The organism is Mesorhizobium sp. B2-7-1 (genome assembly GCF_006440735.1).
Taxonomy (GTDB): Bacteria; Pseudomonadota; Alphaproteobacteria; order Rhizobiales; family Rhizobiaceae; genus Mesorhizobium.
The window spans coordinates 1-26,211 of the sequence record NZ_VFUA01000051.1 but is presented as its reverse complement, the minus strand read 5'-3'; the positions used below and the strand labels follow the sequence as shown (position 1 = coordinate 26,211).

The 26,211-nt window shown below is 63.2% G+C and carries 34 protein-coding genes and 1 pseudogene; 25 read left to right on the top strand and 10 right to left on the bottom strand.

The features are described from left to right. Positions 1 to 46: 46 nt before the first annotated feature. From FJ471_RS19365 to plsY, 3 genes are read left to right on the top strand one after another with little or no spacing between them, the layout of a single operon-like run. A complete protein-coding gene (locus FJ471_RS19365) occupies positions 47 to 679 on the top strand; it encodes a TetR/AcrR family transcriptional regulator (protein ID WP_140805844.1) in 633 nt (210 codons plus the stop codon). A 45-nt stretch (positions 680 to 724) separates the two neighbouring features. Then, positions 725 to 1,126: a rhodanese-like domain-containing protein gene (locus tag FJ471_RS19360; RefSeq protein ID WP_140805842.1), complete on the top strand. Its 402-nt coding sequence runs from the start codon at positions 725 to 727 to the stop codon at positions 1,124 to 1,126. A 37-nt stretch (positions 1,127 to 1,163) separates the two neighbouring features. Then, the gene (gene plsY, locus FJ471_RS19355; RefSeq protein WP_140805840.1) at positions 1,164 to 1,853 is read left to right on the top strand and encodes a glycerol-3-phosphate 1-O-acyltransferase PlsY; all 690 of its coding nucleotides are present in this window, start codon (positions 1,164 to 1,166) and stop codon (positions 1,851 to 1,853) included. Here the strand turns inward: plsY and FJ471_RS19350 are convergent. Beyond that, positions 1,850 to 2,758: an alpha/beta hydrolase gene (locus FJ471_RS19350; protein WP_140805838.1), complete on the bottom strand. Its 909-nt coding sequence runs from the start codon at positions 2,756 to 2,758 to the stop codon at positions 1,850 to 1,852. The genes plsY and FJ471_RS19350 overlap by 4 nt on opposite strands. Positions 2,759 to 2,805: 47 nt before the next feature. On the opposite strand from FJ471_RS19350, the gene FJ471_RS19345 reads away from it, so the two are divergent. After that, entirely contained in the window at positions 2,806 to 3,258 is a 453-nt protein-coding gene (locus tag FJ471_RS19345; RefSeq protein WP_140805836.1) for a MarR family transcriptional regulator, read from the top strand. Between the two features lie 9 nt (positions 3,259 to 3,267). Here the strand turns inward: FJ471_RS19345 and FJ471_RS19340 are convergent, their stop codons facing one another. Both FJ471_RS19340 and FJ471_RS19335 read right to left on the bottom strand, forming a co-directional pair. After that, entirely contained in the window at positions 3,268 to 3,876 is a 609-nt protein-coding gene (locus tag FJ471_RS19340) for a pyridoxamine 5'-phosphate oxidase family protein (protein ID WP_140805834.1), read from the bottom strand. Positions 3,877 to 3,969: 93 nt separating this feature from the next. Beyond that, complete coding sequence (locus FJ471_RS19335; protein ID WP_140805832.1) at positions 3,970 to 4,323, bottom strand: DUF971 domain-containing protein; 354 nt, start codon at positions 4,321 to 4,323, stop codon at positions 3,970 to 3,972. 197 nt (positions 4,324 to 4,520) lie between these two features. Between FJ471_RS19335 and moaA the strand changes: the two genes are divergently transcribed. The 13 genes from moaA (at position 4,521) to FJ471_RS19270 (ending at position 14,278) form a co-directional block, all read left to right on the top strand. Continuing rightward, positions 4,521 to 5,516 carry a GTP 3',8-cyclase MoaA gene (gene moaA / locus FJ471_RS19330; RefSeq protein WP_140805830.1) on the top strand — a complete coding sequence of 332 codons (996 nt, stop codon included), beginning with the start codon at positions 4,521 to 4,523 and terminating at the stop codon, positions 5,514 to 5,516. Between the two features lie 55 nt (positions 5,517 to 5,571). Further along, on the top strand, positions 5,572 to 6,066 hold the full coding sequence (locus FJ471_RS19325; protein WP_140805828.1) for a hypothetical protein: 495 nt from the start codon (positions 5,572 to 5,574) through the stop codon (positions 6,064 to 6,066). A 112-nt stretch (positions 6,067 to 6,178) separates the two neighbouring features. Further along, a complete protein-coding gene (locus FJ471_RS19320; RefSeq protein ID WP_140805826.1) occupies positions 6,179 to 6,535 on the top strand; it encodes a hypothetical protein in 357 nt (118 codons plus the stop codon). 187 nt (positions 6,536 to 6,722) lie between these two features. Beyond that, positions 6,723 to 7,643 carry a DMT family transporter gene (locus FJ471_RS19315; protein ID WP_140805824.1) on the top strand — a complete coding sequence of 307 codons (921 nt, stop codon included), beginning with the start codon at positions 6,723 to 6,725 and terminating at the stop codon, positions 7,641 to 7,643. A gap of 4 nt (positions 7,644 to 7,647) precedes the next feature. Continuing rightward, positions 7,648 to 8,280 carry a molybdenum cofactor guanylyltransferase MobA gene (gene mobA / locus FJ471_RS19310; RefSeq protein WP_140805822.1) on the top strand — a complete coding sequence of 211 codons (633 nt, stop codon included), beginning with the start codon at positions 7,648 to 7,650 and terminating at the stop codon, positions 8,278 to 8,280. Next, positions 8,277 to 8,792: a molybdopterin-guanine dinucleotide biosynthesis protein B gene (mobB, locus tag FJ471_RS19305; RefSeq protein ID WP_140805820.1), complete on the top strand. Its 516-nt coding sequence runs from the start codon at positions 8,277 to 8,279 to the stop codon at positions 8,790 to 8,792. The genes mobA and mobB overlap by 4 nt, the downstream gene beginning before the upstream one ends. A 151-nt stretch (positions 8,793 to 8,943) precedes the next feature. Then, the gene (locus FJ471_RS19300; RefSeq protein WP_140805818.1) at positions 8,944 to 9,729 is read left to right on the top strand and encodes an ABC transporter substrate-binding protein; all 786 of its coding nucleotides are present in this window, start codon (positions 8,944 to 8,946) and stop codon (positions 9,727 to 9,729) included. A gap of 77 nt (positions 9,730 to 9,806) precedes the next feature. Further along, positions 9,807 to 10,523, top strand: coding sequence for an ABC transporter permease (locus tag FJ471_RS19295; protein ID WP_140805816.1), 717 nt, complete (start codon positions 9,807 to 9,809; stop codon positions 10,521 to 10,523). Then, entirely contained in the window at positions 10,520 to 11,344 is an 825-nt protein-coding gene (locus FJ471_RS19290) for an ABC transporter permease (RefSeq protein ID WP_140805814.1), read from the top strand. Before FJ471_RS19295 ends, FJ471_RS19290 begins: the two co-directional genes overlap by 4 nt. 178 nt (positions 11,345 to 11,522) lie before the next feature. After that, positions 11,523 to 12,392 (top strand): NAD(P)-dependent oxidoreductase, encoded by an 870-nt coding sequence (locus FJ471_RS19285; RefSeq protein WP_140805812.1) that lies wholly within the window; start codon positions 11,523 to 11,525, stop codon positions 12,390 to 12,392. A 6-nt stretch (positions 12,393 to 12,398) separates the two neighbouring features. Then, a complete protein-coding gene (locus FJ471_RS19280) occupies positions 12,399 to 13,103 on the top strand; it encodes a DNA alkylation repair protein (protein WP_140805810.1) in 705 nt (234 codons plus the stop codon). Beyond that, positions 13,063 to 13,641, top strand: a complete 579-nt coding sequence (locus FJ471_RS19275) for a GNAT family N-acetyltransferase (RefSeq protein ID WP_140805808.1) — start codon at positions 13,063 to 13,065, stop codon at positions 13,639 to 13,641. The genes FJ471_RS19280 and FJ471_RS19275 overlap by 41 nt, the downstream gene beginning before the upstream one ends. Before the next feature lie 64 nt (positions 13,642 to 13,705). Beyond that, positions 13,706 to 14,278: a DUF3299 domain-containing protein gene (locus FJ471_RS19270; protein ID WP_140805806.1), complete on the top strand. Its 573-nt coding sequence runs from the start codon at positions 13,706 to 13,708 to the stop codon at positions 14,276 to 14,278. 22 nt (positions 14,279 to 14,300) lie between these two features. On the opposite strand, the gene FJ471_RS19265 is transcribed toward FJ471_RS19270, so the two are convergent. The 4 genes from FJ471_RS19265 to FJ471_RS19250 all read right to left on the bottom strand — a co-directional run bounded on the left by FJ471_RS19265 (position 14,301) and on the right by FJ471_RS19250 (position 16,829). After that, entirely contained in the window at positions 14,301 to 14,792 is a 492-nt protein-coding gene (locus tag FJ471_RS19265; RefSeq protein ID WP_006205209.1) for an Lrp/AsnC family transcriptional regulator, read from the bottom strand. Positions 14,793 to 14,899: 107 nt separating this feature from the next. After that, a complete protein-coding gene (locus FJ471_RS19260; protein ID WP_140805804.1) occupies positions 14,900 to 15,517 on the bottom strand; it encodes a uracil-DNA glycosylase family protein in 618 nt (205 codons plus the stop codon). A 28-nt stretch (positions 15,518 to 15,545) separates the two neighbouring features. After that, positions 15,546 to 16,157: a glutathione S-transferase gene (locus FJ471_RS19255; RefSeq protein WP_140805802.1), complete on the bottom strand. Its 612-nt coding sequence runs from the start codon at positions 16,155 to 16,157 to the stop codon at positions 15,546 to 15,548. A 48-nt stretch (positions 16,158 to 16,205) separates the two neighbouring features. Further along, positions 16,206 to 16,829, bottom strand: coding sequence for a thermonuclease family protein (locus tag FJ471_RS19250; protein WP_140805800.1), 624 nt, complete (start codon positions 16,827 to 16,829; stop codon positions 16,206 to 16,208). Between the two features lie 76 nt (positions 16,830 to 16,905). On the opposite strand from FJ471_RS19250, the gene FJ471_RS19245 reads away from it, so the two are divergent. Beyond that, a complete protein-coding gene (locus FJ471_RS19245) occupies positions 16,906 to 18,429 on the top strand; it encodes a HAMP domain-containing sensor histidine kinase (protein ID WP_140805798.1) in 1,524 nt (507 codons plus the stop codon). Positions 18,430 to 18,445: 16 nt separating this feature from the next. On the opposite strand, the gene FJ471_RS19240 is transcribed toward FJ471_RS19245, so the two are convergent. Further along, entirely contained in the window at positions 18,446 to 19,444 is a 999-nt protein-coding gene (locus FJ471_RS19240) for a nicotinate-nucleotide--dimethylbenzimidazole phosphoribosyltransferase (RefSeq protein WP_140805865.1), read from the bottom strand. A gap of 162 nt (positions 19,445 to 19,606) precedes the next feature. Between FJ471_RS19240 and FJ471_RS19235 the strand changes: the two genes are divergently transcribed. Further along, complete coding sequence (locus FJ471_RS19235) at positions 19,607 to 19,837, top strand: DUF1289 domain-containing protein (protein WP_140805796.1); 231 nt, start codon at positions 19,607 to 19,609, stop codon at positions 19,835 to 19,837. 10 nt (positions 19,838 to 19,847) lie between these two features. Beyond that, a complete protein-coding gene (locus FJ471_RS19230) occupies positions 19,848 to 20,552 on the top strand; it encodes a TIGR02281 family clan AA aspartic protease (RefSeq protein WP_140805794.1) in 705 nt (234 codons plus the stop codon). 80 nt (positions 20,553 to 20,632) lie between these two features. Here the strand turns inward: FJ471_RS19230 and dusA are convergent, their stop codons facing one another. After that, positions 20,633 to 21,619, bottom strand: coding sequence for a tRNA dihydrouridine(20/20a) synthase DusA (gene dusA, locus FJ471_RS19225; protein WP_140805792.1), 987 nt, complete (start codon positions 21,617 to 21,619; stop codon positions 20,633 to 20,635). 185 nt (positions 21,620 to 21,804) lie between these two features. On the opposite strand from dusA, the pseudogene FJ471_RS19220 reads away from it, so the two are divergent. The 4 genes and pseudogenes from FJ471_RS19220 to FJ471_RS19205 all read left to right on the top strand — a co-directional run. Then, positions 21,805 to 21,969 (top strand): annotated as a pseudogene (locus tag FJ471_RS19220) (HlyD family type I secretion periplasmic adaptor subunit); the annotation flags it as partial. A 485-nt stretch (positions 21,970 to 22,454) separates the two neighbouring features. Further along, positions 22,455 to 22,880: a hypothetical protein gene (locus FJ471_RS19215; protein WP_140805863.1), complete on the top strand. Its 426-nt coding sequence runs from the start codon at positions 22,455 to 22,457 to the stop codon at positions 22,878 to 22,880. Between the two features lie 69 nt (positions 22,881 to 22,949). Then, a complete protein-coding gene (locus FJ471_RS19210; RefSeq protein ID WP_140805790.1) occupies positions 22,950 to 23,195 on the top strand; it encodes a DUF982 domain-containing protein in 246 nt (81 codons plus the stop codon). Between the two features lie 82 nt (positions 23,196 to 23,277). Further along, a complete protein-coding gene (locus FJ471_RS19205) occupies positions 23,278 to 23,838 on the top strand; it encodes an SH3 domain-containing protein (protein ID WP_246684766.1) in 561 nt (186 codons plus the stop codon). Positions 23,839 to 23,996: 158 nt separating this feature from the next. Here FJ471_RS19205 and FJ471_RS19200 read toward each other — a convergent pair whose 3' ends face one another. Next, positions 23,997 to 24,299, bottom strand: coding sequence for a DUF982 domain-containing protein (locus FJ471_RS19200; protein WP_073986813.1), 303 nt, complete (start codon positions 24,297 to 24,299; stop codon positions 23,997 to 23,999). 295 nt (positions 24,300 to 24,594) lie between these two features. Between FJ471_RS19200 and FJ471_RS19195 the strand changes: the two genes are divergently transcribed. After that, positions 24,595 to 26,052, top strand: a complete 1,458-nt coding sequence (locus FJ471_RS19195) for an NCS1 family nucleobase:cation symporter-1 (RefSeq protein ID WP_140805788.1) — start codon at positions 24,595 to 24,597, stop codon at positions 26,050 to 26,052. Positions 26,053 to 26,211: the final 159 nt, after the last annotated feature.

Sequence of the window (26,211 nt, the reverse complement as noted above, 5' to 3'; positions counted from 1 at the left end):
GTCAAGTGAATTATGTATCGATCAACACAGAAAGCAGAAGGACGCCATGTCGGAGAGAGGCCGCCCACGCAGCTTTGATCGAGCCGCCGCCTTGCGCCGGGCGATGGAGGTTTTCTGGGCCAAGGGCTATGAGGGCGCATCGCTGAGCGACCTGACCGCGGCCATGGGCATCAATTCGCCCAGCCTCTACGCCGCCTTCGGCAGCAAGGAGGCGCTCTTCCTCGAGGCGACCGACCTCTACACGCGCAGCGAAGGCACCGATATCTGGTCGACGCTGGAGCAAGCCCCGACCGCGCGGCTGGCGATCGAGGGATTTTTGACTGAGACCGCCAAGGCCTATTCACAGATCGACCGGCCGCAAGGTTGCCTCATCGCGCTCGGAGCCTTGCATCAGGATTCGACGCAAGGGCTGATCTGCCAGGATCTGCGCCGCCGCCGCGCCGAAAATCAGACGGCTCTTGAAAGACGCCTGGGGCGGGCCGTGGCTGAAGGCGAGTTGCCTGCCGACTTCGATTGCCAGGCCGCGGCCACCTTCTTCGCCACCGTACAGCATGGCATGTCGATCCAGGCGCGCGACGGCGCAACCCATGCCGCCCTGATGGCAACCGCCTCCGGCGCCATGGCGGCGTGGACGACGATGGCCGGCGTCCGACCCCGTGACAAACGCAAGGCTTTGTGATCGAAATTCCGGCGGCCGCGACAAGCGTGACCGGGAGGATTTGCCGTGAAGAAAGGTTATCGCCAGCTTCTCGACGAGGCGAATGCCGAGATCGAGGTTGTGTCGCCGGAGGAGGCAGCGGGGCTGCTGGAGGATGACGACACGATATTCGTCGACCTGCGCGACCCTCGCGAGGTGGAGCGCGACGGCAAGATCCCCGGCGCCAGGCATGTGACGCGCGGCATGCTGGAATTCTGGATCGATCCCGAAAGCCCGTATCACAAGCCCTTCTTCGCCAGCGGCAAGACCTTCGTCTTTTTCTGCGCCGGCGGCTGGCGCTCAGCTTTAGCCACCAAGACGGCGCAGGACATGGGCCTGACGCCGGTCAAGCACATCCTCGGCGGCTACACCGCCTGGAAGGCGGCCGGCCTGCCGGTCGAGCCCGGCCAGAAGAAAAAGGCCGACTGATCGCAGTTTTCCGCAACGCCTGGAGTCGATCGACCCAATGGTTTTCTGGATGGCGAGCGCGGTTGGATTGGCGGTCGCCTATCTGCTCGGTTCCACGCCCACCGGCTATCTGGCCGGCAGGCTGCTGAAGAGCATCGACATACGCGAGCACGGCTCCAAATCCACCGGCGCGACGAACGTGCTCAGGACCTTGGGCAAATGGCCCGCGCTGGCGGTGCTGGTGGTCGATATCCTGAAAGGCGTGGCGGCGATCGTCTTTGTTCGCTGGTTTTATCCGTGGTTCTACGCGATATCGTCCGCCACGCCGCCGACGGCGCTTGAATTGCAGGGCTTGTTGCCTTGGGTCGTTTGTCTGGCCGGACTTGCAGTGCTGCTGGGGCACGGCCGGTCTGTCTGGCTGAATTTCACAGGTGGAAAATCCGCCGCGACGGGACTTGGCGTGTTGTTGGCGATGTCATGGCCTGTAGGCTTGGGAGCCGCGACGGCATTTGCCGTCACGCTCGCTCTTTTCCGGATCGTTTCCTTAAGCTCGATGCTGGCGGCCCTGACCGCGGTCGCGCTTGTCTGCGGCTTGGAGCAGCCCTTGGCCTATCGCTTGCTGGTGATCGCGGGCAGCCTCTATGTGATCCTGCGCCACCGCGCCAACATCCAGCGGTTGCTGGCCGGAACGGAGCCGCGCCTTGGCGACAGCGGCCCGGGGCCGAACGCAGGCCCGCGAATTTCCTAGTGCAGGGTCGTTTCGCGCTGCCCGGTCACGAAACCGACCGCGCGCGCGACGACATCCTTGTCGGCGAGGATACGCCGATGGCCGAGCCCGTCGGCCCAGTGCAGATGGACATGCTCGCCGGCGCCCGCATAGCGCTTTGCATGGTCGGAATGGACTTCGCGATCGTCCGGCGCGTGGATGATCAGCGTCGGCACCGGCGCCTCCGCAAGCTGGCGATCGCCGGTGAATTCGCTGAGCGGCCGCCCGGAAAGGTGTTTCACCCTGTCCGCCATGGCGACGCGGGAGCGCGGACCGACATTCATCATGTCGCTGAAATCGTCGAAGATCGCAGGCAGGGAGCTCGGCGCGGCAATCAGCACCAGCTTCTGCGCCTTCAGCGGCGGCATGCCCTTGACCGATGCCGCGACGGCATTGGCGGCAATCGCGCCGCCGAAGGAGTGGCCGACGACGGCGGCAAAGGGACCGAACCATTCGCCCGCAACCCGCGCCGCGTCCACGGCATTCACCATGTTGAGATGACGGCCGAGCGAATGGCCGTGCCCGGGCAGGTCGAGCGATACGACCTTGTAGCCCGCCCCGCGAAACCCTTCGATCAGGGCGCGCATGTATTCGGTGCGCGAGCGCCAGCCATGAATGACGAGCACCGTCCCACGGGGCTCCGTGCCCGACTCCGGCCGGAACTCATGCACCGCGACGCAGTCCCTCCTGCTCTTCAGCCGATGATGCCGCGCTTCGGCCATGAAGGCTGAGGCGCGTTCGACGGCCCGGCGTTCGCCGTCGCTCAAGGCCTTGACACTCGGTGTACGGCAAAACAATTCGAACGCGGCGCGGCCGCTGAGACGCGGCATGACATGCTCGGCCGCGCCAAAGACGCCGCGGATGACCTTCAATCCAAATGATGCCATATTGGCGATCCATCCATTCGTTCAAGCATGAACATAATAGTTCAAACATGAACATTAAACAAGAGCTGCCCTGGGACAATCCTCGCTTTCGCAACTGGGTTGCGGTGGCGCGCGCCTGCCATGTGCTGGAGCGCACGCTGGCGGTGAAGCTCGCCCCGCTCGACCTCAAGCCGGCGCAGCTCGACGTGCTGATGAACCTTTACCGCCACCCCGGCATGTCGCAGCACGACCTTGCCCGCAAGCTCCTGGTCGGTCGCTCCAACATCACCATGCTGTTGCCGCAGTTGGAAACCCGTGGCCTGCTGCGTCGCGAAAGCGACGAGAAGGACAAGCGGGTGCTGCGGCTCAACCTCACCGAGGCCGGCGAGGCCCTGCTGATGCAGGCGCTGAAGGTGCATATGGCGCTGATCGAAAAAGCCATGAGCCAATCGACGCCGGAGCAGTGCGACATGATCGGCGAGCAGATGCGCAAAATCTATGACGTGTTGAAGGAAGCCTGACTTTTAGGCTTACCACATCGTCTTTTTCGCCCGCTCAGGCCATTCCTTGTCGTAGGTCTCGCCGTCGATGTTCTTGCGGCTGGTGACCTCGAGAATCTGGCCAGGCGTCGGCAGCGACCTCGGATCGACATGCCTGGCCGGGTTCCAGAGTTCCGAGCGCACGATGGCGCGGGCGCACTGGAAATAGACCGTGTCGACCTCGATGACGGTAACCGAGCGGGCCGGCTTGCCGTCGACCATGAAGGACGCGCAAGGCTCGGTATCGGTGGTGATATGCGCGCGGCCGTTGATGCGCAGTGTCGTACCCGAGCCCGGCACGAGAAACAGCAGCCCGACGCGGGGATCGCGAATGATGTTCTTCAGCGAATCGGCGCGGTTGTTGCCGCGCCTGTCCGGCATCATCAGCGTCCTGTCATCGACGATACGCACGAAGCCGGCGAGATCGCCACGCGGCGAGCAGTCGAGCCCCTCCGGCCCGCTGGTCGCCAGCGCCACGAAGGGCGAGGCCTCGATGAACGCGGCATATTCGGGAATCACATGGTCGAGTTCCTTGACTATCGAGGCCTCGCCCGGCAGGCCGTAAAGCGCCTCGAGCTGTTCGACGGATGTGATGCGCATCTTTTTCGCCTCCTGATCTTTTGCCGGCGCTACGCCATGTCCATGACGCCTTGACGACAGTCGGCTGCCGACATGGGACTGCCACGCGCCGCGCTAACGGTCCCGGCTCAGCCCCTTCTCAGCCAACTCGGCAAGATAGGCGTTCCACCGCTCGTCCTTTTCGTGGCCGAGCGTATGCAGATAGTTCCAGGTGAAGATGCCGGTGTCGTGGAAATCGTCGAAGGTGATGCGCACCGCATAATTGCCGACCGGCTCGATCTTGAGGATCGCGACATTGCGCTTGCCGGGGACCGTCACCCGCTGCTCCGGCGAATGGCCCTGAACTTCCGCCGATGGCGAGGCCACGCGCAGGAGTTCCGCCGGCAGATCGAACGGCTGATGACCCGGAAAGGTCACGGTCAAGAGCTTGCGGTCCTTCGAGACCCTGAGTTCCTTTGGCGCGGTCATGACTGGTCCTGTCTGGGTTGCGCCCTTCCCTACGCCGCTTCGCTCGATCCGAAAAGGATCATTAGGAAGCAGCCGACATGCGATGTCGGTCGGGGAATGTTACCAAAGATCAAGACGTTCTATCTTGAATGCGGCATTGGATCGTATCACATAGCTGTATATAACGACGCCGCCAACGGCCACGGAAACGCTTCAAGATGGACATGATCGACCCCTTCGGTCGCACGATCAGCTACCTGCGCGTGTCGGTCACCGACCGTTGCGATTTCCGCTGCACCTATTGCATGGCCGAGGACATGACCTTCCTGCCGAAGAAGGATCTGCTGTCGTTGGAAGAGCTTGACCGGCTCTGCACCGTTTTCATCGAGAAGGGCGTGAAGAAGTTGCGGCTGACCGGCGGCGAGCCGCTGGTGCGCAAGAACATCATGCATCTGGTGCGCCAGCTGTCGCGACATCTCGCGAGTGGCGCCCTGGAAGAGCTGACGCTGACCACCAATGGCTCGCAGCTTTCGCGCTTTGCCGCCGAGCTCGCCGATTGCGGCGTCAAGCGCATCAACGTCTCGCTCGACACGCTCGATGCCGAAAAATTCCACCAGATCACGCGCTGGGGCAATCTCGGCAAGGTCATGGAAGGCATCGATGCCGCGCAGAAGGCCGGGTTGAAGATCAAGCTCAACGCGGTTGCGCTGCGCGACTTCAACGATGCCGAGATCCCCGAGCTGATGCGCTGGGCGCATGGCCGCGGCATGGACCTAACCCTCATCGAGACGATGCCGATGGGCGAGATCGAGGCCGACCGCACCGACCAGTATTTACCGCTGTCGATGCTGCGCGCCTCGCTGGAGCGCCAGTTCACGCTCGCCGACATTCCTTACAAGACCGGCGGCCCTGCCCGCTATGTCCATGTCACCGAGACCGGCGGCCGGCTAGGCTTCATCACGCCGATGACGCATAATTTCTGCGAGAGCTGCAACCGCGTGCGGCTGACCTGCACCGGCACGCTCTATATGTGCCTTGGCCAGGAGGATGCCGCCGATCTGCGAGCACCGCTGCGCGCATCCGAAGGCAACGAGCTGCTCGACGCTGCGATCGACGAAGCCATCGGCCGCAAGCCCAAGGGTCATGATTTCATCATCGACCGCCGCACCAGCCGTCCATCGGTTTCGCGGCATATGAGCGTCACCGGCGGCTGATTTTTCCCGCCGATTGGTGCATGATCGCTTCTGGTCATCGACCGAAGGGGGGATCATGCAACGCCCGCAGCGCATCGGCTGGCCGTCAGTGGCGGTCATCTTGTCCCTGTCGACAATCATGACGACGACGGCGACCGCCAAGCCGTTCACTTACGTGAATGCCCGGTTCGGCCAGTCATGCACGTTTCCCGACGAAATCTTCAACAACCCTCTGCCAGAGCCAGAAAATGGCGATGGACAACAATGGCTTAGCGCCGACGGCGCCGAGCTGACCTGCTCCGGCATCAACAACGTCGACAATGAAACGCCGCGCAGTTTCGTCGATGATGAAAAAGCCAGCACCGAGTCCGGCTACAAGGTCACCTACTCCAAGAGTGGCAAGAACTGGGCCGTGCTGTCAGGCACCAAGGATGGCAAGATTTTTTATGAGCGTCGCCTGTTCGGCAAGGATGACGTGATCCGAACCGTCTTTCTCGAATACCCCTCGTCGCTCAAGGCAAAATACGACCCGCTTGCCGGCGCCATCGCCAAGAGCCTGCGCGGCCCCTGAGACCAGCCGGCTGCACTGAAAATAAAGCGCCCCAGCCGCCTTCCGGCCGATTTACCGCCAACCTTTTCCGGCCTAGCCTTCGAGCGCGATTTTCGCTCTAGGGGGAGTGCACATGCGCACATTCATGCTTTCACTTGCTATGCTTGGGATTGTTTCCGTGCCAGCCGCCGCTCAGTCGATCGGCGGCACCTACACGGTCGCCGGCACCAATTTCGACGGCTCGAAATATGGCGGCGAGGCAACCATCACGCTGACCAGCGACACCACCTGCACGATCCATTGGGAGACCGGTGGCTCGACCTCGGACGGCATCTGCATGCGTAACGACAATGCCTTTTCCGCCGGCTACGCGATGGGCAAGGAGATCGGCCTCGTCGTCTACAAGATCGAGAAGGACGGCTCCCTGCACGGGCTGTGGACCATCGCCGGCCAGAATGGCAACGGCACCGAAGTGCTGACGCCGAAGTAAGCCTCCGGAGCCTCGGCAAATCGATCTCATGGGCCGCGCAGAAATTCGTGGCCCATTTCTTTTGGCGTTGCTGTTTTCCGGTCGCCTGCTAATGCGTGTCTCCCAAAAGTGCGTGCGGTTTTGGGAAAACAACATGCATCAAAACAAGAATAAACCGCTTGATTTAGAATAAAATCCGGGAACGCCTTTGCCTCTCTCGCCAAATCTGCGCGGCGCGCTGTTCATGATCGTGGCCATGGTCGGCTTCACCCTGAACGACGCGATCACCAAATTCTCTTCCGAATCGATGAACATGGCGCAGGTCATGCTGGTGCGCGGCGTCTTTGCGTCCTTCTTCGTCGGCCTGCTTGCCTGGCGGCGCGGCGCGCTTGCCAATCCGGCCGCCATGCTGCAGCCGATGGTGGCCATGCGCGTGGCCGGCGAAGCCGGCGCCACGGTGTCGTTCCTGATCGCGCTTGCGCATCTGCCGATCGGCAATGTCTCCGCCCTCATGCAGGCGCTGCCGCTGGCGGTCACCATGGGCGCGGCATTGGTGTTCGGCGAAAGCGTCGGCTGGCGACGCTGGACTGCCATTGCCGCCGGTTTCGTCGGCGTGCTGATCATCGTGCGGCCGGGGTTCGAAGGGTTCAGCGTCTATTCGCTGGTGGCATTGGCCAGCGTCGCCTGCTGCGCGGTGCGCGACCTCTCCACCAAGCGCATCCCCGAGGCGATCCCGACTCTGCTGGTGTCGACGGCGACCGCGCTTGCCATGACGGTGCTGGGCGCCCTGCTTTTGTCGCCGATGGGCGGCTGGACGCCGATGAGCGGGCGAGCGACCATGCTTCTGGCGCTCGCGGCGGTGCTGGTGCCCATCGGCTATCAGTTCATCATCATGGCGATGCGCTCAGGCGACATCTCCTTCATCGCGCCCTTCCGCTACACCGCCCTGCTCTGGTCGATCCTGCTCGGCCTCGTCATTTTCGGCGACGTCCCCGACCTGCCCATGATCGTCGGCGCCACCATCATCATCGGCTCCGGCCTTTATGCGCTCTACCGCGAGCGCGTCGTCGGCAGACAGCAACCTGCCGCTGAAAGCGCTGGACCCGACATGGCGCCGGACGGCATATAGGCCGATGGACCGAGATGTTGCGGGGATCATTCTGGCCGGAGGCCAGTCGCGCCGAATGGGCGGTGGCGACAAGCCATTGCTTTCGCTGGGTAATGACAGGCTGATCGATCATGTCGCGGCGCGATTGAACCCACAGGTCGCGACCCTGGGACTCAACGCGAATGGCGATCCGGCGCGATTTGCCGCCATGGGCCTGCCGGTGCTCGAAGACACGGTGCCGGGCCATGCTGGACCGCTCGCCGGCATCCTGACCGGTCTCGAATGGGCAGCAACCCAAACCGGCTGCCGATGGCTGGTGAGCGCCGCCGGCGACACGCCGTTCTTCCCCGGCGACCTCGTCGGGCGCCTCACAGCCGCAACCCGCGACCGACCTGGCGCGATCGCTGTCGCCAGTTCGGACGGCAGACGGCACCCGACCTTCGCGCTCTGGCCGCTCGGCCTGCGCGACGCCTTGCGTCATTTCCTCGTCGACGAGGACAACCGGCGGGTTTCGGCCTTCATGCAGCGCCAGGGCTATGTCGAGGTCGAGTTCCCCATGATCGAGGCCGGCAACCAGAAGATCGACCCGTTCTTCAACGTCAACACGCCGGACGATCTTGCGGCGGCGGAGCGTCTGTTGCAAAGCCTCGGGCCATGAGACGCGTATTCGGCATCACCGGCTGGAAGAACTCCGGCAAGACGACCCTGACGGAAAAGCTGGTCACCGAACTGGTGGCGCGCGGCTGGGCGGTTTCTACGGTGAAGCACGCCCACCATGACTTCGACATCGACAAGCCGGGCGCCGACAGCTTTCGCCATCGGCAGGCGGGCGCGACCGAGGTTGCGATCGTCTCCGGCCGGCGCTGGGCCCTGATGCACGAATTGCGCGGCGAGAGCGAACCGACGCTGGACGACATCCTGGCGCGGCTGGCGCCCTCGGACATCGTGCTGGTCGAAGGTTACAAGCGCGAAGCGCACAGGAAGATCGAGGCCAGGCGGCTCGAAGCCAAGGACCGGACGCCGCTTTCGGCCAACGATCCCAACATTGTCGCCATCGCCGCCGACTTTACAGTCGAAGGCGAAACGTTGCCGGTCTTCGATCTCGACGACACGAAATCGATAGCTGACTTTGTCGAGCGCAGCACAGGTCTCGTGGCTCAAACCAAGTAACGCAGCGGCACATCCCGATTGTCGTTTGCCGTTGATTTGCAGTTGCTTTTTTCTTGGAAAGAGTGGGAGTATCCGCCTCAGCGGGCGGTAAAAAAGCTCCGCCCACAAGAGCCGCACGGGACAGCGGCCATGACAATATGAGAGGATTATCATGCGTATTGCACTGCGTATCGCGCTTGCCGCTTCGGCCGCGCTGCTGACACTTGGCGTCGCCCAGGCTCAGGAAAAGACCCTGAGGATCGGCACCGAAGGCGCGTACCCGCCCTTCAACAACCTGACCTCGGACGGCCAGCTGGTCGGCTTCGATATCGACATCGCCAAGGCTCTCTGCGACGAAATGAAGGTCAAGTGCACCTTCGTCGCGCAGGATTGGGACGGCATCATCCCGGCGCTGCAGGCCGGCAAGTTCGACGCCATCGTCGCCTCGATGTCGATCACGCCCGAGCGCGCCGAGAAGGTCGACTTCACCCACAAATACTACAACACCCCGTCGGCCATCGCCGTGCCGAAGGATTCGCCGCTCAAGGGCGTGACCAAGGAAGACCTCGCCGGCAAGAACATCGGCGTCGCCACCACGACCACGCACTATAATTACGCTTCCAAGACCTACACGGACAGCACCATCAAGGGTTATCCGAGCAGCCCCGAGGAGCAGGCCGACCTCGCCAATGGCCGTCTCGACGCCATCGAGGACGACATCGTCGTGCTGCAGCAGTGGCTGGATTCGCCGGACGGCGCCTGCTGCAAGATCCTCGGCCAGCCCTCGCCGCAGCCGGTCGATATCTTCGGACCGGGCGCCGGCATCGCCGTGCGCAAAGGCGAAACCGATCTCGTCAACCAGCTGAACAACGCGATCGACGCCATCCGCAAGAACGGAAAGTACAAGGAAATCAACGACAAGTACTTCAAGTTCGACGTCTACGGCGCCGAATCCTGATAAGTTAGCCAGGGCGGTGAGGTACCCCTCGCCGCCCTTCTCTTCTCCCGGGATCCCCACGGAGACACGACCCGTCAATGCCGGCCCAGAGCATTTGGACACTTCTCAGCTGGGGACCGGACGGCTGGAGTGACGACATTGCGTCTGGCGTTCTGGTCACCATTGCGCTGGCGCTCGCCACGCTGCCGATCGGCCTGGTGATCGGCTTTTTCGTCGCTTTCGCCAAGCAGCATGAAGAGCCGTCGCTGCGCCTGGCCGGCAACATCTACACCACGGTCTTTCGCGGCCTGCCGGAACTGGTGACGCTGTTCCTGTTCTTCTTCGGCATGCCGCTTCTGTTGCAACATGTCGTGCGGCTGTTCAATCCGGACGCGACGATCGACGTCAACAGCTTCGTCGCCGGCATGATCGTGCTGGCGCTGATCTTCTCCTCCTACGCCAGCGAGGTTTTCCTCTCCGCGTTCCGAGCCATTCCGAAAGGCCAGTATGAGGGTGGCTACGCCATTGGCCTGTCGAAATGGCAGACGATGCGGCTGGTGATCTTGCCGCAACTGATACGCATCGCCTTTCCGGGCCTCGAGAATTGCTGGCTGAGCCTGCTCAAGGACACATCGCTGGTCTCGGTGGTCAATCTCGCCGAGACCTTGCGCCAGTCAGGCGTCGCAGCGCGCGTCACCAAGCATTCCTTCCTCTTCTACAGCGTCGCGGCGCTGATCTTCCTGGCGCTGGCCGTCCTGTCGTCGATCGCCACGAGCTACATCCTGCGCTACGTCGGACGGAGGGAAGCGCGATGAGCGTCAGCCAGGTTATCGCCATCGACAAACCGCCGCCGCAAGCGCGCGGCTGGCCGCGAGCCCGCATCCTTGGCTCCGCGCTGGTCGGTGTCTGGATTCTGTTCGGCGCCGGCATCGTTGCCTACCTGATCTATGCGTGGAACGCCGAGTTCTTTGCCCGATACGCTCCAGCCTATCTGCAAGGCCTGGGAACCACGCTGTCGCTGGTCAGCATTTCAATGGTTCTCGGCGCCATCTTCTCGTTGCCGGTCGCCTATGGCCGCATGTCGAAGAACTGGATCCTGTCGGGGCTTGCCTATTGCTACGTCTATTTCTTCCGCGGCACGCCGCTGCTCGTGCAGACCTACCTGGTCTATTACGGCGTCGGTTCGTTCCGACCCGAGCTTGAAACGGTCGGACTGTGGTGGTTCTTCCGCGAAGCCTTCTATTGCGGCGTCTTCGCCTTCTCGCTCAACACCGCCGCCTACCAGGCCGAAATCCTGCGCGGCGCCATCGAAAGCGTGCCGCGCGGCCAGTGGGAAGGTGCGGCCTCGCTCGGCCTGCACAAATTGCAGACGCTGCGCAAAGTCGTCCTGCCGCAGGCGATCATCGTCGCGCTCAGGCCCTACGGCAACGAACTCATCCTGATGATCAAGGCCTCGGCGATCGTCGCCATCATCACGGTCTACGATCTGATGGGCAACGCCAAGCTCGCCTACGCGAAATCCTTCGACATCCAGGCCTATATCTGGGTGGCGATCGTCTATCTGGTGATGGTCGAGATCCTGCGCCACGGCGTCGAATGGATCGAGCGCCGCATCACCGTCCACCTGCATCGATAATGCATGTCGCCTAAAAGCGCGCAGCGGTTTAGGGGAACGACATGCATAAGACGAAGACTTAAATTGCCGCGCCTCGGCAGCCTGCACCAGTCGATGCGGCGCTGCGTGCCTTGACGAATTTTTCGCATGGCCTAGACCTTCCGCCACTGAAATCTCTGTTTTGTTGGAAGGCAGGCTTATGGCATCGGTTGCATTTCTCGGTCTTGGCGTCATGGGTTATCCGATGGCCGGGCACCTCAGGAACAAGGGCGGCCATGACGTCACCGTCTACAACCGCACCAGGGCAAAGGCCGAGCAGTGGGTGGCCCAGCACGGCGGCAAACTGGCGCTGACACCGGCCGCGGCAGCCGAGGGCAAGGATTTCGTCTTCTCCTGCGTCGGCAATGACGACGATTTGCGCTCGGTCACGACCGGTGCGAACGGCGCCTTCGCCGCGATGAAGAAGGGCGCCATCTTCATCGATAACACCACCGCCTCGGCCGAGGTCGCGCGCGAGCTTGACGAAGCCGCGCGCAAGGCGGGCTTTTCCTTCCTCGACGCGCCGGTGTCGGGCGGCCAGGCCGGCGCCGAGAACGGCGTGCTGACCGTCATGGTCGGCGGCGAGCAGGCCGCCTTCGACAAGGCAATGCCCGTCATCGACGCCTACGCCCGCATGGTCGGGCTGATGGGCTCGGCGGGCGCCGGCCAGTTGACGAAGATGATCAACCAGATCGCCATTGCCGGCCTTGTCCAGGGACTGGCCGAGGGCATTCATTTCGGCAAGAAGGCCGGCCTCGAAATCGAAAAGGTCGTCGAGGTGATCTCCAAGGGGGCCGCCGGCTCCTGGCAGATGGAAAACCGCCACAAGACGATGAATGCCGGCAAATATGATTTCGGCTTTGCCGTCGACTGGATGCGCAAGGATCTCGGCATCTGCCTGGCGGAAGCCAACCGCAACGGCGCCAAGCTGCCGGTGACGGCGCTTGTCGACCAGTTCTACAAGGATGTGCAGGACATGGGCGGCAAGCGCTGGGATACCTCCTCGCTGCTTGCCCGCCTGGAAAAATAGACGGCGATGGCCCTGCCTGATCCAAGCTGGAGCGCCGACGACATCGTCGCTCATTTGCGGGCGATCGGCACCGATGAGAACCGGGCGGGCATGGCGCGCTTCGGCATCAACACAGCCAGCGCTCTCGGCGTCGGCAATTCCGAATTGCGGCCGCTGGCGCGCAAGCTGAAGAAGAACCACGAGCGGTCGCTTCTGCTTTGGGACAGCGGTGTCCGGGAAGCGCGGCTGATGGCGGCCTTCACCGGCGAGCCGAAGAAGGTCGATATCGACCAGTGCCGACACTGGGCGGCGGATTTCGACAGCTGGGAGATCGTCGACACCGTTGCCGACCTGTTCGCCGAGACGCCGTTCTGGCGCGAGCTGATCGACGAGTTCGCCGAAGACGAACGCGAATTCGTCCGCCGCACCGCCTTTGCCATGCTGGCCTGGAGCGCGGTGCATCTCAAGAAAGAGCCGGCCGCGACCTTCATTGCCTATCTGCCGCTGATCGAAAGACATGCCGGCGACCCACGCAATTTCGTCCGCAAGGCGGTCAATTGGGCGCTGCGGCAGATCGGCAAGCGGTCGATGAGCCTGCACGCCCCTGCCCTTGCGCTGGCCGAGAAACTGGCGGCATCGTCGGACAGGACGGCGCGCTGGATCGGCAAGGATGCGGTGAAGGAACTGACGGATGCCAGACAGATCGAAAGGCTCGCAGCCGCAAAAGCCTGACCTCTCCGGCCTCCGCTTTGTCGAGGTGACGCCAAACACACGAGGCCGTTTCGAGAACCTGTTCGAGCAGCCCGGCGCGCCTAAATATTGCTGGTGCATGGCATGGCGCCATTCCAGCCGCGAGCACATCCAGAACGACGAGAAGAAGCGCATGATGATGACGCTCATCGATGCCGGCACCCCGGTCGGCATCGTCGCCGAATTGGATGGCGGCCCGGTCGGCTGGTGCTCGGCCGCGCCGCGCGAGACCTACCGAAAACTTTCAAGGCAGCAGGACGACACCGAAACCGGCATTTGGTCGATCGTCTGCTTCTATGTGCCGAGGGCTCTGCGCGGCGGCGGCCTGGCCTCCGCCCTGCTCGATGCCGCGATCGACCACGCTTTCGCCAGGGGCGCGCGCATCGTCGAGGCCTATCCCGTCGACGAGGCAGCCCCCAGCTACCGCTTCATGGGATTTCGCGACATCTTCGTCGCGCGAGGCTTCCACGAGATCGGAGCCGCCGGCACGCGCCGGCATGTCATGCGGCTGAGCCGATGAGCCCTGACCGGTCACGACGCTTTTACTCGATTCCGCCAACGGACAGGCGGAGGATGGAGCAACGATGAACAAACGTTTCAGATCATGCGCGATGTTAGCGGCCGTGCTCCTGTTCGTTGCCTCGGGAGCCGATGCCGCGGCCGATGTCGCGCACATCTTCTGGAAGGATCTGCGCCCCGCGACGCAGGCGATCGCCGAGGACGCGAACCTGCCGATGATCGCGGCAAAGCTGCCTGACCACGGCGAGACGCTGTCGCTCAATCTGCAGGACAAGGCGATACAATTAGCCGGCTATGCATTGCCGGTCGATCGCGACGCCGACCTTGTCTACCAGTTCCTGCTGGTGCCGTGGACCGGCGCCTGCAGCCACATGCCAACGCCGCCGCCGAACCAGATCGTGCTGGTCACGCCGGCGCATCCCTACAAGATGAAAGAGGCATACGAGCCGGTCGCGGTCACCGGTGTGCTGAAGCCCGGCATGGAGAAGAGCCAGCTCTTCATCCTCGACGGCGTCTCGATCGTCCAGTCCGGCTACAAGGTGCGCAAGGCGGAGGTGACGAGCGTCGACACGGTGCCGGACGCGGTCACCCTGCCGGTCAACTCGCCGTGGAATTTCCTCAACAAGAAGAAGAACTAAGGCCTGCGATCTGGCGTGGCGCCTACGCCGCGTTGGCGCCCGATTCCTTGTCCAAAACCATGTAGTCGAGCGGGATCTCGGTCGTATACTTGATCTGCTCCATGGCGAAGGACGACGAGACGTCGCGGATTTCGATCTTGGCGATCAGCCGCTTGTAGAAAGCGTCATAGGCGGCGATGTCGGGAACCACCACGCGCAGCAGGTAATCGACGTCGCCGCTCATGCGGTAGAACTCGACCACTTCCGGGAATTCCTGGATGACCTCGGAGAAGCGCCGCAGCCATTCATGGCTGTGCGAATTGGTGCGGATCGACACGAAGACGGTGACGCGCACATTGACCTTCTCATGGTCGAGGATGGCGACGCGCCGCTTGATGACGCCCTCCTCCTCGAGCTTCTGGATACGCCGCCAGCACGGCGTGGTCGACAAGCCGACTTTCTTGGCGACATCGGCGACCGCGAGCGTCGCGTCCTCCTGCAGGAGGCGGAGAATTTTTCTGTCGAGGCGATCCATGGGAAGCTCCAGGGGAATAGTTTGGCTATAGTCCCTTTTATCCAAGCCTTTCACAAGAAAGAAATTCTGCCGAGGAGGGCAAAAGCGAGTGATTTCTTGCACGATGCCTAATCGATGCGATAGCGGATTTCCGATCTCAGGAAGGGCAGCAAATCCATTTCGAACCAGGGATTCTTCTTCAGCCAGCCGGTGTTTCGCCAGGACGGATGCGGCAGCGGCAGCACTTTCGGCATGGCTGGCCCATCCCATATGGCGCGCCAGTTCCTGACTGTCTCGGTCAGCGACAGGAGGCGCGTCGTACCCATATGCCATGCCTGCGCATAACCGCCGATGGTCAGCACCAGGTCGATCTGTGGCATCAGCGCCATCAGGTCCGAGCGCCAGGCCGGTGCACATTCGCGACGCGGCGGCAGGTCGCCGCCCTTGGCGTCCTGGCCGGGAAAGCAAAAGCCCATCGGGACGATGGCGAATTTCCCGGCGTCGTAGAACTCTTGCGCGCTGACGCCGAGCCAGTCTCTCAGCCGGTCTCCCGAGGCATCGGTGAACGGCATGCCCGACGCATGCACTTTCGTGCCCGGAGCCTGGCCGGCAAGCAGGATCCGCGCCGTGGACGACGGCTGCAGCACCGGCCGCGGCTCATGCGGCAAAGGCCGGCCAAGCGGCTCCTCGACGCAGATGCGGCAGGTCCGCACCCTCGCGGTGAGGCGCTCCAGCGCTTCGCTCATATCAGGCGGATTATCCAATTGTTGTCGCTCAGGCCGCCGCGCTCGGCCGGCTTGTGAGCGCCGCATACCAGCGCAGCACGTTCGCGCACTCCTCCGGCACCTTGATGCGTGCCGGCTTCATGAAATCGACGGCGATCATGCCGGTGATGTCGGCGACCGAGTAGCTGTCGCCGGCGGCGAATTCGCGCTCCGCCAACTCGTGATCGAGGAGATGCAGGAATTCGATTGCCTTCGGTTTGTTGGCCTCGCCCCATTCCGGAATTTGCGGCACTTCCCATTCCTTCATCGCCGGATGGATGTGCCGGAATGCGGCCGCGACGCTTACCATGAGATTCAGTTCCAGGCGCCTTTGCCACATCTCGACCATGGCCTTGCCGAGCGCGCCCGTGCCGAACAGCGCGGGCTTGGGATGCAACTCCTCGAAATAGCGGCAAATGGCGATCGATTCGGTGATGATGGTGCCGTCATCGAGCTCGAGCACCGGCAGGCGTCGCAACGGATTGCGCTGAGCCACTTGCTCGCCGCGATGCTCCAGCGCGCCCATGTCGACGGGCACCAGCGGCACCGTCAGGCCCTTCTCGGCAAGGAAGACGCGCACGCGCCGGGGGTTGGGCGCTCGGCCGCCGTCGAACAGCTTCATTCCATGCCTCCAAGTCTCTTCGCCGATCATAGGGCGCGGGCCGGCCCATCACCAGAAGCGAATGAATTCGCGCAACGCATCGCCGAACGAGGCCAGCGTGCCGTGCTTTCTCTCGACCGGCGCAGCGTGATGGCTGTCGCGCCATTCCTGCGGCTCTTGGAAGGTGCCCGCCCAGATGCCGGCTTTGGCCGCTCTCGCCACCGCTTCCTCGGTCTCGAAGTCGCCGAAGGCAACCGCCCATCCGGCCCGCACCTGGGCCTGGTTCAGGTCGGTATCGCCTGCCTTGCAATCGCCGAGCAGGCGGCCGTAGCGGTCGCGCTGCCAGCCGCTGCAGGAAACGGGCCTGCCGGCGATCATGCGCACCAGCGATTGCCGCGCCAGCTTGCCGCAGGGGTAGTCGGCGCCGGCCTTCTGGCAGGTCTGCTGGTACTCCGGAGCGTCGATGCCGCGCATGCGGATGCGCTCGGTCCCGAGCGTGATCGAATCGCCGTCATTGATGATTGCCGTGCCTTGCTCCTTGCGTGTCTCGAAGCGGTCGAGGCGCGCCGCCACCAGGATCAGCAGCCCGAGCAAGAGGATGGCCAGTCCGTAGTCCAGCAGCTTGCGCCAGAGGCTTCGCGGCGCACTTGCCGCATAGCGTCGGCGCGGCCCTCGCGGCCCGAAACGGCTCATATGGCAAACAGTCTCTTAATCATTCGAACGTAGCTTAACGAACTGACAGTCGCTGCGCGCAGAAATTGAAGTCTGTATGCCTTTGCAACGCTCGAACACAGCGGATAAATTTATTGTGGACCGCCGTAAACCGCACCGCAACAGCGATGTGGCGCGCGCGGTGCGCAAGACGCGCGATCGCCTTTCGCAGCAGGCGGGCAGCCTCGATTTCGACCGTGAGCTGCTGAAGCTGCATGCGCGCGCCATGGTCAGCGCGGTCGCGATCCCCTTGCTCGTGCTCGCCGTCGCGGCGATCGGTCGGCTGGCGGGCCTGGACAGCCAGATCGCCATCTGGGCCTTGTCGACGCTGCTTTGCTACACGATCGTCGCTTTCATGGCGCGTCGCGTGGAGCGAACCGAGGCGGCCGAACTCGACCCGGCGCAGACGCGGCGCGACTTCCTGATCGGCCATTTCCTGTGCGGCCTTGGCTGGGCGTGGTTCGCCTGGGTCGGCTGCGACACATGCCAGGTCGACCAGTTCCATGTGGCCAAGGCCATGGTGATCCTGGTCGCCATGGCGATGACGGCGGTCCTGGCGTCCTCGCTTGGCGGCGCCCTGTTCGCCACCTTCGCCATTCCCGTTGCCGTCTATGTCTACACCGTCATGCGCCAGTGGACGCCGATCGAAGCCACGATGGCGGCATTGCTTATCGCCGCGCTTCCCTTCTTCGGCTATGTCGCGCGCCACCTCAACCAGGCTTCGCTGATGGTGCTGTCGTTCCGCTCGGAGAAGGACGCGCTGATTGCCGAGGTGGAGACGGCGAAATCGATGTCGGACGAGGCAAGGCGGCGCGCCGAGGACGCCAACCTGGCGAAATCGCGTTTCCTCGCCTCGATGAGCCACGAGCTCAGGACGCCGCTCAATGCCATCCTTGGCTTTTCCGAGGTAATGGCCAATGAGGTGCTGGGGCCGATGAACAATCCCACCTATCGCGACTATGCCCATGACGTGCACGAATCCGGCCAGCACCTGCTCGACCTGATCAACGAGATCCTCGACCTGTCGCGCATCGAGGCCGGCCGCTATCAGCTCAACGAGGAGCCGGTCGTGCTGGTGACCATCGTCGAAGACTGCTGCCACATGATGGAACTGCGCGCCCGCAACAAGGACATCCGCGTCATCCAGGAGTTCGAGGAGACCCTGCCGCGCCTCTTCGCCGACGAGCGCGCGGCGCGGCAGATCACGCTCAACCTTTTGTCCAATTCGATCAAGTTCACCCCGTCCGGCGGCGAAGTGCGCGTGCGCGTCGGTTGGACCGCCGGCGGCGGCCAGTACATTTCGGTCAAGGACAACGGCCCGGGCATACCGGAAGAGGAAATCCCGGTGGTGCTCTCCGCTTTCGGCCAAGGCTCGATCGCCATCAAGAGCGCCGAACAGGGAACCGGCCTCGGCCTGCCGATCGTGCAGGGCTTGCTTGCCATGCATGGCGGCGAGTTCGAGCTTCATTCCAAGCTGCGCGAGGGCACCGAGGCGATCGCCATCTTCCCGTTGAGCCGGGTGATGGAGGAATTGCCGGCTCTGCCGACCAAGACCGTCGCGGTAGCGCGCGGACGCCGGTGAAGCAATCCTGCCGGCTCTAATGCCGGAAAGCCATCGCCATGCCGGAACTGGTCAATGCCGCGGCCTTGACGATACCGGCGGCGAGAGCGGCCCCTACCCCTTCGCCATGGCTGATGCCGAAATCGAGCAGCGGCCGCAGTCCGAGCCTTTCGGCCGCTTTGGCATGGCCGGGCTCCGGCGACAGGCTGGCAAGCAGGCAGTGATCGAGCGCGCCTGGATTGGCCGCATAAAGGGCAGCGGCCGCCGCCGTCGCTGCGAATCCGTCGAGAAGGACGGGGATCTTCTCCATGCGCGCGGCGAGAATGGCGCCGCAGATCGCCGCGAACTCGCGCCCGCCGACCCGACGCAAGGCCTCGAGCGGATCGCCAAGGCCCGAACCGTGGAATGCCAGCGCCCGATCCACGACCTCGGCTTTGCGCACCATCATCGCCGCGTCGGCGCCAGCCCCGGGCCCTACCCACTCGGCCCCCGCGCCGCCGAACAGCGCGGCGCAAAGCGCGGCGGCGATTGTCGAATTGCCGACGCCGAGATCGCCCAGGCACAGGAGATCGGCGCCGCCCGCCACCGCTTCCATGCCGAAGGCCATGGTCGCGGCACAGCCGCGCTCATCGAGCGCCGCCTCCTCGGTGATGTCGCCCGTGGGGATATCCAAGGCGAGGTCGAAGACCTTCAGGCCGAGATCGTTGGCGATGCAGACCTGGTTGATCGCGGCGCCGCCGGCGGCGCAGAGCTCGACCTCGTTGGCGGTCGCCGCAACCGGCCGCGGCGAAATGCCGTGCCTGACGGCGCCGTGATTGCCGGCGAAGATCGCCATCAGCGGCCGGTTGATGGCCGGCGGCGCGCGCCCGCTCCAGGCGGCAATCCAGGCCGCGATGTCCTCGATACGCCCCAGCGATTCTTTCGGTTTGTCCGCTTTGGCGAAAAGCGCACGGACACGGGCCGCCGCCGCTTCATCGGCAGGCGGCAACGCCGCCAGAAGGCTTCGGAAATCGTCGAAAGGCGTTGCGGTCATGATGTCGGTCGCGGTTCGTTGCGGAAAATCGCAAGCGGCATAGCCGCCTTCTCCGGCCGGCACAACCGCCTGACGATGCCGCGAATGCGCTGCCTCGCGGCGCATTGCGGAGGGCTTGCATTGCCCCGGCGGTTGCACCATGTGGAATAAAGGCTAGAGAACAGCATGACCGCCATCGAATCTCCCTGCATCCTGGTCTGTTCGATCGATATGAAAACCGGCTTCTGCTTTGGTTGCGGTCGCACGCGCGACGAGATTTCCGGCTGGCTCACCATGAGGCCCGAAACGCGCCGGGCGGTGATGTCCGAACTGCCGGCACGGCTCGAAACGGTCGAGCGGCGGCCGCGCCGCGAAACCCGGCGTACCCGCATGGCGCGCGAGCGCGGCGTTTTGTGAGAAGAAACCGATGAACCGGCTGTTCTGGATCGTCATGGCGGTGATCGGCGTCGGCGTCGTGCTGCTCATGCTCAACAATTCGGCCGGCCGCACTTTCGGCGTGAACAACAATGATTTCGGCCGGCTGATCTGGGTCGGCGTGCTGGTGATGGTGATCGGCGCAAGCCTGCTCCGCTCCGGCCGGCCAATGGGCGACATGGCGCGCAATCTCGGTGTCTGGGCCGCCTTCGTGCTCGTGCTGATCGCCGGCTACCAGTATCGCTACGAATTGCAGGACGTCGCGAGCCGCGTGACCGCCGGCCTCGTGCCGGGCAGCCCGCTGGCGCTCGGCGTGGAGAATGGCCGCCCGACCGTCACGCTCGACAAGGCCGACAACGGCCATTTCGAAGCCCGCATCCTGGTCAACGGAACGTCGGTGCGCGCCGTGGTCGACACCGGCGCGACCAGCACGGTGCTGACGTCAGAAGATGCCCAGGCCGCGGGTTTCAATCCGGCGGCGCTCAGCTACAGCGTGGACGTCTCCACCGCCAACGGTATGGCGCGCGCGGCGACGGTCAGGACCGATCAGGTCGCGATCGGCGGCATCGTGCGCAAGGACATGTCGGTGATGGTCGCCGCGCCCGGCATGCTGGATCAAAGCCTGCTCGGCATGAACTTCATCGGCTCATTGTCGGGTTTCGACGTGCGTGGCGACCGCATGATCCTGCGGGACTAGTGCTTGTCGCCCAGAAGGGCGTAGCGGTTCTCGACCACGATAAGAAAAAGACTTAAAGCGCAACGCGCTTCGATCGGGAGTCAGGCCGCCTCGGCTTCCGCCGCCGCGAAATCGATTGCCGCGAACGCGCTCTTCAGCACCTCCGGACCGGCGCCAAGCTTGTTCGCATCCGTCGATAGAATTTGCCGGAAGCGGCGCGCGCCGGGCAAGCCGTGGAACAGTCCGACCATGTGGCGAGTGATGTGGCCAAGCCGACCGCCGCGCTCGATATGGCGCGCGGCATAGCCAGCCATGGCGTCGATCAGCGCCGCGTGGTCGAAGGCGGCAGCCGCCTCGCCATAGAAGGCGGCATCGACGCCGGCGAGGATGCCGGGCGTATGATAGGCCGCGCGGCCGAGCATCGCGCCGTCGACATGACCAAGGTGCGACGACACCTCGCCGAGCGATTGAATGCCGCCATTGATGCCGATGAATTCGTTCGGCTTTCGGGCCTTTAGCCGATAGACGCGCTGGTAGTCGAGCGGCGGGATGTCGCGGTTCTCCTTGGGGCTCAGCCCCTCCAGCCAGGCCTTGCGGGCATGCACCCAGAGCGCGTCGGCGCCGGCCGCGAACACGCCGTCGGCAAGCATATCGAGCGCAGGTTCCGGGTTTTGCTCGTCGACGCCGATCCGGCATTTGACCGTGACGGGGATTTTCACCGTGGCCTTCATGGCCGCGACACACCCGGCGACCAGAGCCGGCGTCTTCATCAGGCAGGCGCCGAACGTCCCCGACTGGACGCGGTCGGACGGGCAGCCGACATTGAGGTTGACCTCGTCATAGCCGAAGGCCTCGCCGATCCGCGCCGCCTCGGCGAGTTTTGCCGGATCCGATCCGCCAAGCTGCAGGGCAACCGGATGCTCGACAGCGTCGAACCCGAGCAATCGTTCGCGCGCGCCATGGATGACCGCATCCGCCACAACCATCTCGGTGTAGAGCAGCGCACGACCCGTCAACTGGCGGTGGAAGAACCGGCAATGCCGGTCCGTCCAATCCATCATAGGTGCTACGGCGATTATCTTCCTCATAGGCCTATTTCATCGCTGCCGCGGGTATCACAGTCAATTCCTTTGGCGCGACCTATCATATTCTTGTTTGATTTCAAAGAGTTCGGAAGGGAGGACAAAAGTCCCTCGCATGAGGAGACCTTTTCCTGATTCTCACTTTTTGTTAAAAGGCAATAGTCCGATTTGAAAATTCCACAAATAAGCGCGCAGCGACCGTATTGATCGAGAAGAACGAACTCGCCAAGCTCGATGGCCGCAAGCTTCTGCCCGGCATGTCGAGCCAAGCCATGATCCGGACAGGCGCCCGCACCGTACTTTCCTACCTCGCCGAGCCGATCACGCAGGACTTCCGCCGGGCCATGCGGGAGAAACAGCCGCCAGACGCAGCACCGCCAGCGTCGGCCACAAGGCCGGCGCCGCGTCAACACCCTGCTTCAGAAGCCGCCGGAGGTCTTAACGCCTCAAGGCGTTGCCATCGATTCCGCTACCCGAGCCTGTCGCATCCTCACATGATTGCTACCGGCGTGGAATAGTTTCCGGCCGGGCTCGGTATATGCGGCATCGAGGTGAAGTTTGTCCGCGCTCGCCATTTTGGAGAATTTCCGGTTGCTCAAGCACAGCGTCTCAGCCGCTGGAGCGCGCGAGACAAGTGTGAGCGCAACAGTATCTGCGCGGACCTGCCCGCGACCGAAAATTCTGCCGGTCGGACCCGGTATCCCCCTGCCCCGTCTCCCAAGCTGGGTCGCCTCTGCGGAGACGCCTCATCATGTCGATCAACAGGGCGATTTCTGGCCATTGTCGGCCGGATTGCGGAAATCAACGTGAAGCAAAAAGAGTGTCTCAAACGGAGGAAACCATGGCAGCCAATCAAACGATTTCGCAGCGCCTCGACGAATATCAGCCCTCTAAGACATTATGGTTCTGGTCGGTCGTCGGCGCCGTGGTGCTGACAATGATAGTCGGCTTCACGGCTGGCGGCTGGACCCTGGCGGGAACAGCAGCGGAAATGGCGAAGACATCCGCCATCAAGGCGCGAGCTGAACTGGTCGCCAATCTTTGCGTCCAAAAATTCATCACCGCGTCAAACGCGAGCGAAAACCTGACCAAGCTGAAGGGAACGTCCTCGTACCAGAGAGATAGTTTCATCAGCGACGGCGGGTGGGTGAAACTGGCCGGGATCAAGAACGATGCCCCGGGCGCCGCGGACCTGTGTGCTGACAAGTTGGCAGCGATGGACACGATCCCGACCAATAGCGTGGCTCAGGACAACACCAAAAGCTGACCGCCACTTCAGCTTTCGCCCGGCAGCGCGCGTGCGTTTGCCGGGCATTCATCGCGATGGAGGTGAGGCATGTATGAAGCATCGTTTTCAAGGCCGGTACCGGTGGCGACCGGCATTTCGGGCGAGATCAAGAACCTTGCCAACGCCAATCAGGCGGTCGACTTGCTTACCAAGCACTGGCGCAGCGCAGGAAGTCAGAAGCATTTGGCGGCACTACGCGCCTGCCGCCAAGCCATGAACGGCGGCATGGCGGCTGACGTCGCCAGGAACGCATTGGTCGATGCGGTTCGAGAGGCGCGCATGCTCGTCGAGTAGGCCTGGTCCCGACCAGCAAGCGGCGCCTCTTGACGGGCGTCTGATGACGATCGATCCCTTCCGTATTCGCAGGTGAACGGCCATGAGTTCCGAAGTGCCGCTCGACTTCCTGACAGTCCGCCGGCTGGTCGGGCGCCGGTTACAACTCGTCCTCGCCCATTTCATTCTAACAACAGCGCTGGTCTCGACACCCGCACCTATGGCCGGGCTGCGGGCGGAGGTCAAAACTCTTCCTCTACCTCGCTTCGTCTCGCTGAAAGCCTCATCCGCCAACCTGCGCGTCGGGCCGGGCACCGGGTACGACATCCAATGGATCATGACACGCCCGGGCATCCCGCTGGAAATCTACCAACAGTATGGCAATTGGCGCCGCGTAAGAGATTGGGAGGGAACCACCGGCTGGATCTTTGGACCGCTCCTGTCGGGGCACCGAACGGGGATTGTCGCTCCCTGGACGAAAAACAATGTCGCGCTGCGCAACAAACCGACCATCAATGGTCGCATCACTGCCTGGCTCGAGCCTCGCGTCCGAGTCAAACTGACACGGTGTGACGGAAAGTGGTGCGCTGTCGCGTTAGGGGAAACGTCCGGCTTCGTCAAACAGACCGACTTGTGGGGCGTCTATCCCGATGAATCGCTTTAGCGGGATGGCTCACCGAATGGCGGGTGGGATCAGACAGCACCTCCGCCGGGCCATGCGGAGAAATAGCCGCGCATAGGCGGGAATGCAAAAACCACCGCCAACGTCGGCCACAAGGCCGACGCCTCGTCAACACCCAGCGTCAGAAGCCGCCGGAAATGCTACCGCCTCAAGGCGTAGACATTGTCCATCGACGCGCCGCCCAGCGGCAGCGCCATGTCGTCGTCGAGCAGCCGGGTGATGCGGGCGAAGCCGACAAAGGCTTTGCGGGCTTCCTCGGCCGACATCTTGCCCGACACTGCCGCCGCGCAGCAATTCAGGGCGCATTGATAAACCGGGCCGCGTCTTCCCGTTGGCCACTTCCGCAGGAACACCATCGCCTCGGAGACGCTATCGACTTCCTCCACAGGGTATCCCTGCCCACGCGCAATTCGCACTGGGGTAAAGAAATGCAAGCGATCCATGATTATCCTCCCGGTCGACCGCAACGCAGCCGAACTTCATTAAACGCACGTCTCGCGGATGGGTTCCAAACAAATTTGGTTGCCGACGGAAAAAGTTCGGAACCGGCGGCCTGCGCGAAAAACGCTTGGCGACTCAGCTCGGTCCGGCCCGGATCCGCCGGATAACGGCGATTCTCATTGAATATCTTTAAGGCGAAAGCCGGCAAATGGGTTGCTTGCCGGTTCCCCAGGGTCAGGCTTAACCTCCCCGGTCAAACGCGAGAGGGCGCGTTTTGCAACAAGGGGAACACTTGCAATGACCATTCAAGGCGCCTCGCCCGACCTCTATAACGAGGATCTGGCTCCCGCAACGGTCAGGAACTGGGGACCGTTTTCGATCTTCAACGTCTGGACCTCGGACGTCCACAGCCTCTGGGGCTACTACCTGGCGGCAAGCCTGTTTCTGTTCTGCGGTGGCTTCGTCAATTTCGTCATCGCCATCGGCATCGGCTCGCTGATCATCTACGCGCTGATGAACATGGTCGGCTATGCCGGCGTGAAGACCGGCGTGCCCTACCCCGTGCTTGCCCGCGCCTCCTTCGGCATCTGGGGCGCCAATGTCCCGGCCCTGGTGCGCGCCGTCGTCGCCTGCTTCTGGTACGGCGCGCAGACCGCCGCCGCGTCCGGCGCGATCGTGGCCCTGCTGACGCGCCTGCAATGGTTCGACGAGTTCAACAAGAGCTCGCATATGCTCGGCCATTCCACTCTGGAGGTGATCTGCTTCATCATCATCTGGGCGCTGCAGTTGCTGATTATCCAGAAGGGCATGGAAACGGTGAGACGGTTCCAGGACTGGGCCGGCCCGGCCGTGTGGATCATGATGCTGATCCTGGCCATCTATCTTTGCGTCAAGTCGGGCACTTTCGCCTTCACCAGCGACATCCCGATGGACGTGCTGCTGGACAAGACCAAGGACGCCGGCGTTCCGGGCGAGCCCGGCTCCTGGACCGCGCTCTTCGCGGTGGCGGCGATCTGGGTGACCGAGGTTTCGGCGCTCTATCTCAACTTCTGCGACTTCGCCCGCTACGCGCCTGACGCCGCGGCGCTTCGCAAGGGCAACATCTGGGGCCTGCCGGTCAACCTCATCCTGTTCTCGCTCGTGGCCGGCGTCACCACGATTGCCGCTTATGACGTCTACCACGAGGTGCTGCTCCACCCCGACCAGATCTCGGCCAAGTTCGATAGCTGGTTCCTGGCCGCTCTCGCCGCGTTGACCTTCGCGGTGGCGACGCTGGGCATCAACGTCGTGGCGAATTTCGTCTCGCCGGCGTTCGACTTCTCCAACGTTTTCCCGCGCCAGATCGACTTCAAGAAGGGCGGCTACATCGCGGCGGTGATCGCCCTGGTGCTCTATCCCTTCGCGCCGTGGGAAGGCAGTGCCGCTTCCTTCGTAAACATCATCGGCGCGACGATGGGGCCGATCTTCGGCGTGATGATGGTCGACTACTACCTGATCCGCAAAAGCGAGGTCGACGTCGAGGCGCTCTATCGCGAGGACGGCGAGTTCCGTTTCCAGAGCGGATGGCATGTCAACGCCTTCATCGCCGCCGGCATCGGCGCCATCTTCTCCTCGATCCTGCCCAACTTCACCAACTGGCTGCCGTCCTGGTGGGGCGTCTACGGCTGGTTCTTCGGCGTGGCGATCGCGGGCGCCGTCTACTACGTCCTGCGCACAATGGCGCTCGGCGCGGGTGCCAAGATGGCGAAGGCCTGAAGTAAGGGAGCGGGCAGTAGGGACTAGGCAATAGAGAATGCCATTGGACTGCACCCCTGTTGTGAGACAGGGAATAGGTGACAGCGTTAGCGTTAGGCCGCACGGGGCTGCTGCGCAGCAGCCCCGTGCGGCGTCCAGTTTGCCTCGAACTCCACGGGC

Coding starts and splice junctions, on each gene's coding strand:
- FJ471_RS19365 (WP_140805844.1), top strand. CDS start 47: ATGTCGGAGAGAGGCCGCCCACGCAGCTTTGATCGAGCCGCCGCCTTG.
- plsY (WP_140805840.1), top strand. CDS start 1,164: ATGGTTTTCTGGATGGCGAGCGCGGTTGGATTGGCGGTCGCCTATCTG.
- FJ471_RS19350 (WP_140805838.1), bottom strand. CDS start 2,758: ATGGCATCATTTGGATTGAAGGTCATCCGCGGCGTCTTTGGCGCGGCC.
- FJ471_RS19345 (WP_140805836.1), top strand. CDS start 2,806: ATGAACATTAAACAAGAGCTGCCCTGGGACAATCCTCGCTTTCGCAAC.
- FJ471_RS19340 (WP_140805834.1), bottom strand. CDS start 3,876: ATGCGCATCACATCCGTCGAACAGCTCGAGGCGCTTTACGGCCTGCCG.
- FJ471_RS19335 (WP_140805832.1), bottom strand. CDS start 4,323: ATGACCGCGCCAAAGGAACTCAGGGTCTCGAAGGACCGCAAGCTCTTG.
- moaA (WP_140805830.1), top strand. CDS start 4,521: ATGGACATGATCGACCCCTTCGGTCGCACGATCAGCTACCTGCGCGTG.
- FJ471_RS19325 (WP_140805828.1), top strand. CDS start 5,572: ATGCAACGCCCGCAGCGCATCGGCTGGCCGTCAGTGGCGGTCATCTTG.
- FJ471_RS19320 (WP_140805826.1), top strand. CDS start 6,179: ATGCGCACATTCATGCTTTCACTTGCTATGCTTGGGATTGTTTCCGTG.
- mobA (WP_140805822.1), top strand. CDS start 7,648: ATGGACCGAGATGTTGCGGGGATCATTCTGGCCGGAGGCCAGTCGCGC.
- mobB (WP_140805820.1), top strand. CDS start 8,277: ATGAGACGCGTATTCGGCATCACCGGCTGGAAGAACTCCGGCAAGACG.
- FJ471_RS19300 (WP_140805818.1), top strand. CDS start 8,944: ATGCGTATTGCACTGCGTATCGCGCTTGCCGCTTCGGCCGCGCTGCTG.
- FJ471_RS19295 (WP_140805816.1), top strand. CDS start 9,807: ATGCCGGCCCAGAGCATTTGGACACTTCTCAGCTGGGGACCGGACGGC.
- FJ471_RS19290 (WP_140805814.1), top strand. CDS start 10,520: ATGAGCGTCAGCCAGGTTATCGCCATCGACAAACCGCCGCCGCAAGCG.
- FJ471_RS19285 (WP_140805812.1), top strand. CDS start 11,523: ATGGCATCGGTTGCATTTCTCGGTCTTGGCGTCATGGGTTATCCGATG.
- FJ471_RS19280 (WP_140805810.1), top strand. CDS start 12,399: ATGGCCCTGCCTGATCCAAGCTGGAGCGCCGACGACATCGTCGCTCAT.
- FJ471_RS19275 (WP_140805808.1), top strand. CDS start 13,063: ATGCCAGACAGATCGAAAGGCTCGCAGCCGCAAAAGCCTGACCTCTCC.
- FJ471_RS19270 (WP_140805806.1), top strand. CDS start 13,706: ATGAACAAACGTTTCAGATCATGCGCGATGTTAGCGGCCGTGCTCCTG.
- FJ471_RS19265 (WP_006205209.1), bottom strand. CDS start 14,792: ATGGATCGCCTCGACAGAAAAATTCTCCGCCTCCTGCAGGAGGACGCG.
- FJ471_RS19260 (WP_140805804.1), bottom strand. CDS start 15,517: ATGAGCGAAGCGCTGGAGCGCCTCACCGCGAGGGTGCGGACCTGCCGC.
- FJ471_RS19255 (WP_140805802.1), bottom strand. CDS start 16,157: ATGAAGCTGTTCGACGGCGGCCGAGCGCCCAACCCCCGGCGCGTGCGC.
- FJ471_RS19250 (WP_140805800.1), bottom strand. CDS start 16,829: ATGAGCCGTTTCGGGCCGCGAGGGCCGCGCCGACGCTATGCGGCAAGT.
- FJ471_RS19245 (WP_140805798.1), top strand. CDS start 16,906: ATGCCTTTGCAACGCTCGAACACAGCGGATAAATTTATTGTGGACCGC.
- FJ471_RS19235 (WP_140805796.1), top strand. CDS start 19,607: ATGACCGCCATCGAATCTCCCTGCATCCTGGTCTGTTCGATCGATATG.
- FJ471_RS19230 (WP_140805794.1), top strand. CDS start 19,848: ATGAACCGGCTGTTCTGGATCGTCATGGCGGTGATCGGCGTCGGCGTC.
- dusA (WP_140805792.1), bottom strand. CDS start 21,619: ATGAGGAAGATAATCGCCGTAGCACCTATGATGGATTGGACGGACCGG.
- FJ471_RS19215 (WP_140805863.1), top strand. CDS start 22,455: ATGGCAGCCAATCAAACGATTTCGCAGCGCCTCGACGAATATCAGCCC.
- FJ471_RS19210 (WP_140805790.1), top strand. CDS start 22,950: ATGTATGAAGCATCGTTTTCAAGGCCGGTACCGGTGGCGACCGGCATT.
- FJ471_RS19205 (WP_246684766.1), top strand. CDS start 23,278: ATGAGTTCCGAAGTGCCGCTCGACTTCCTGACAGTCCGCCGGCTGGTC.
- FJ471_RS19200 (WP_073986813.1), bottom strand. CDS start 24,299: ATGGATCGCTTGCATTTCTTTACCCCAGTGCGAATTGCGCGTGGGCAG.
- FJ471_RS19195 (WP_140805788.1), top strand. CDS start 24,595: ATGACCATTCAAGGCGCCTCGCCCGACCTCTATAACGAGGATCTGGCT.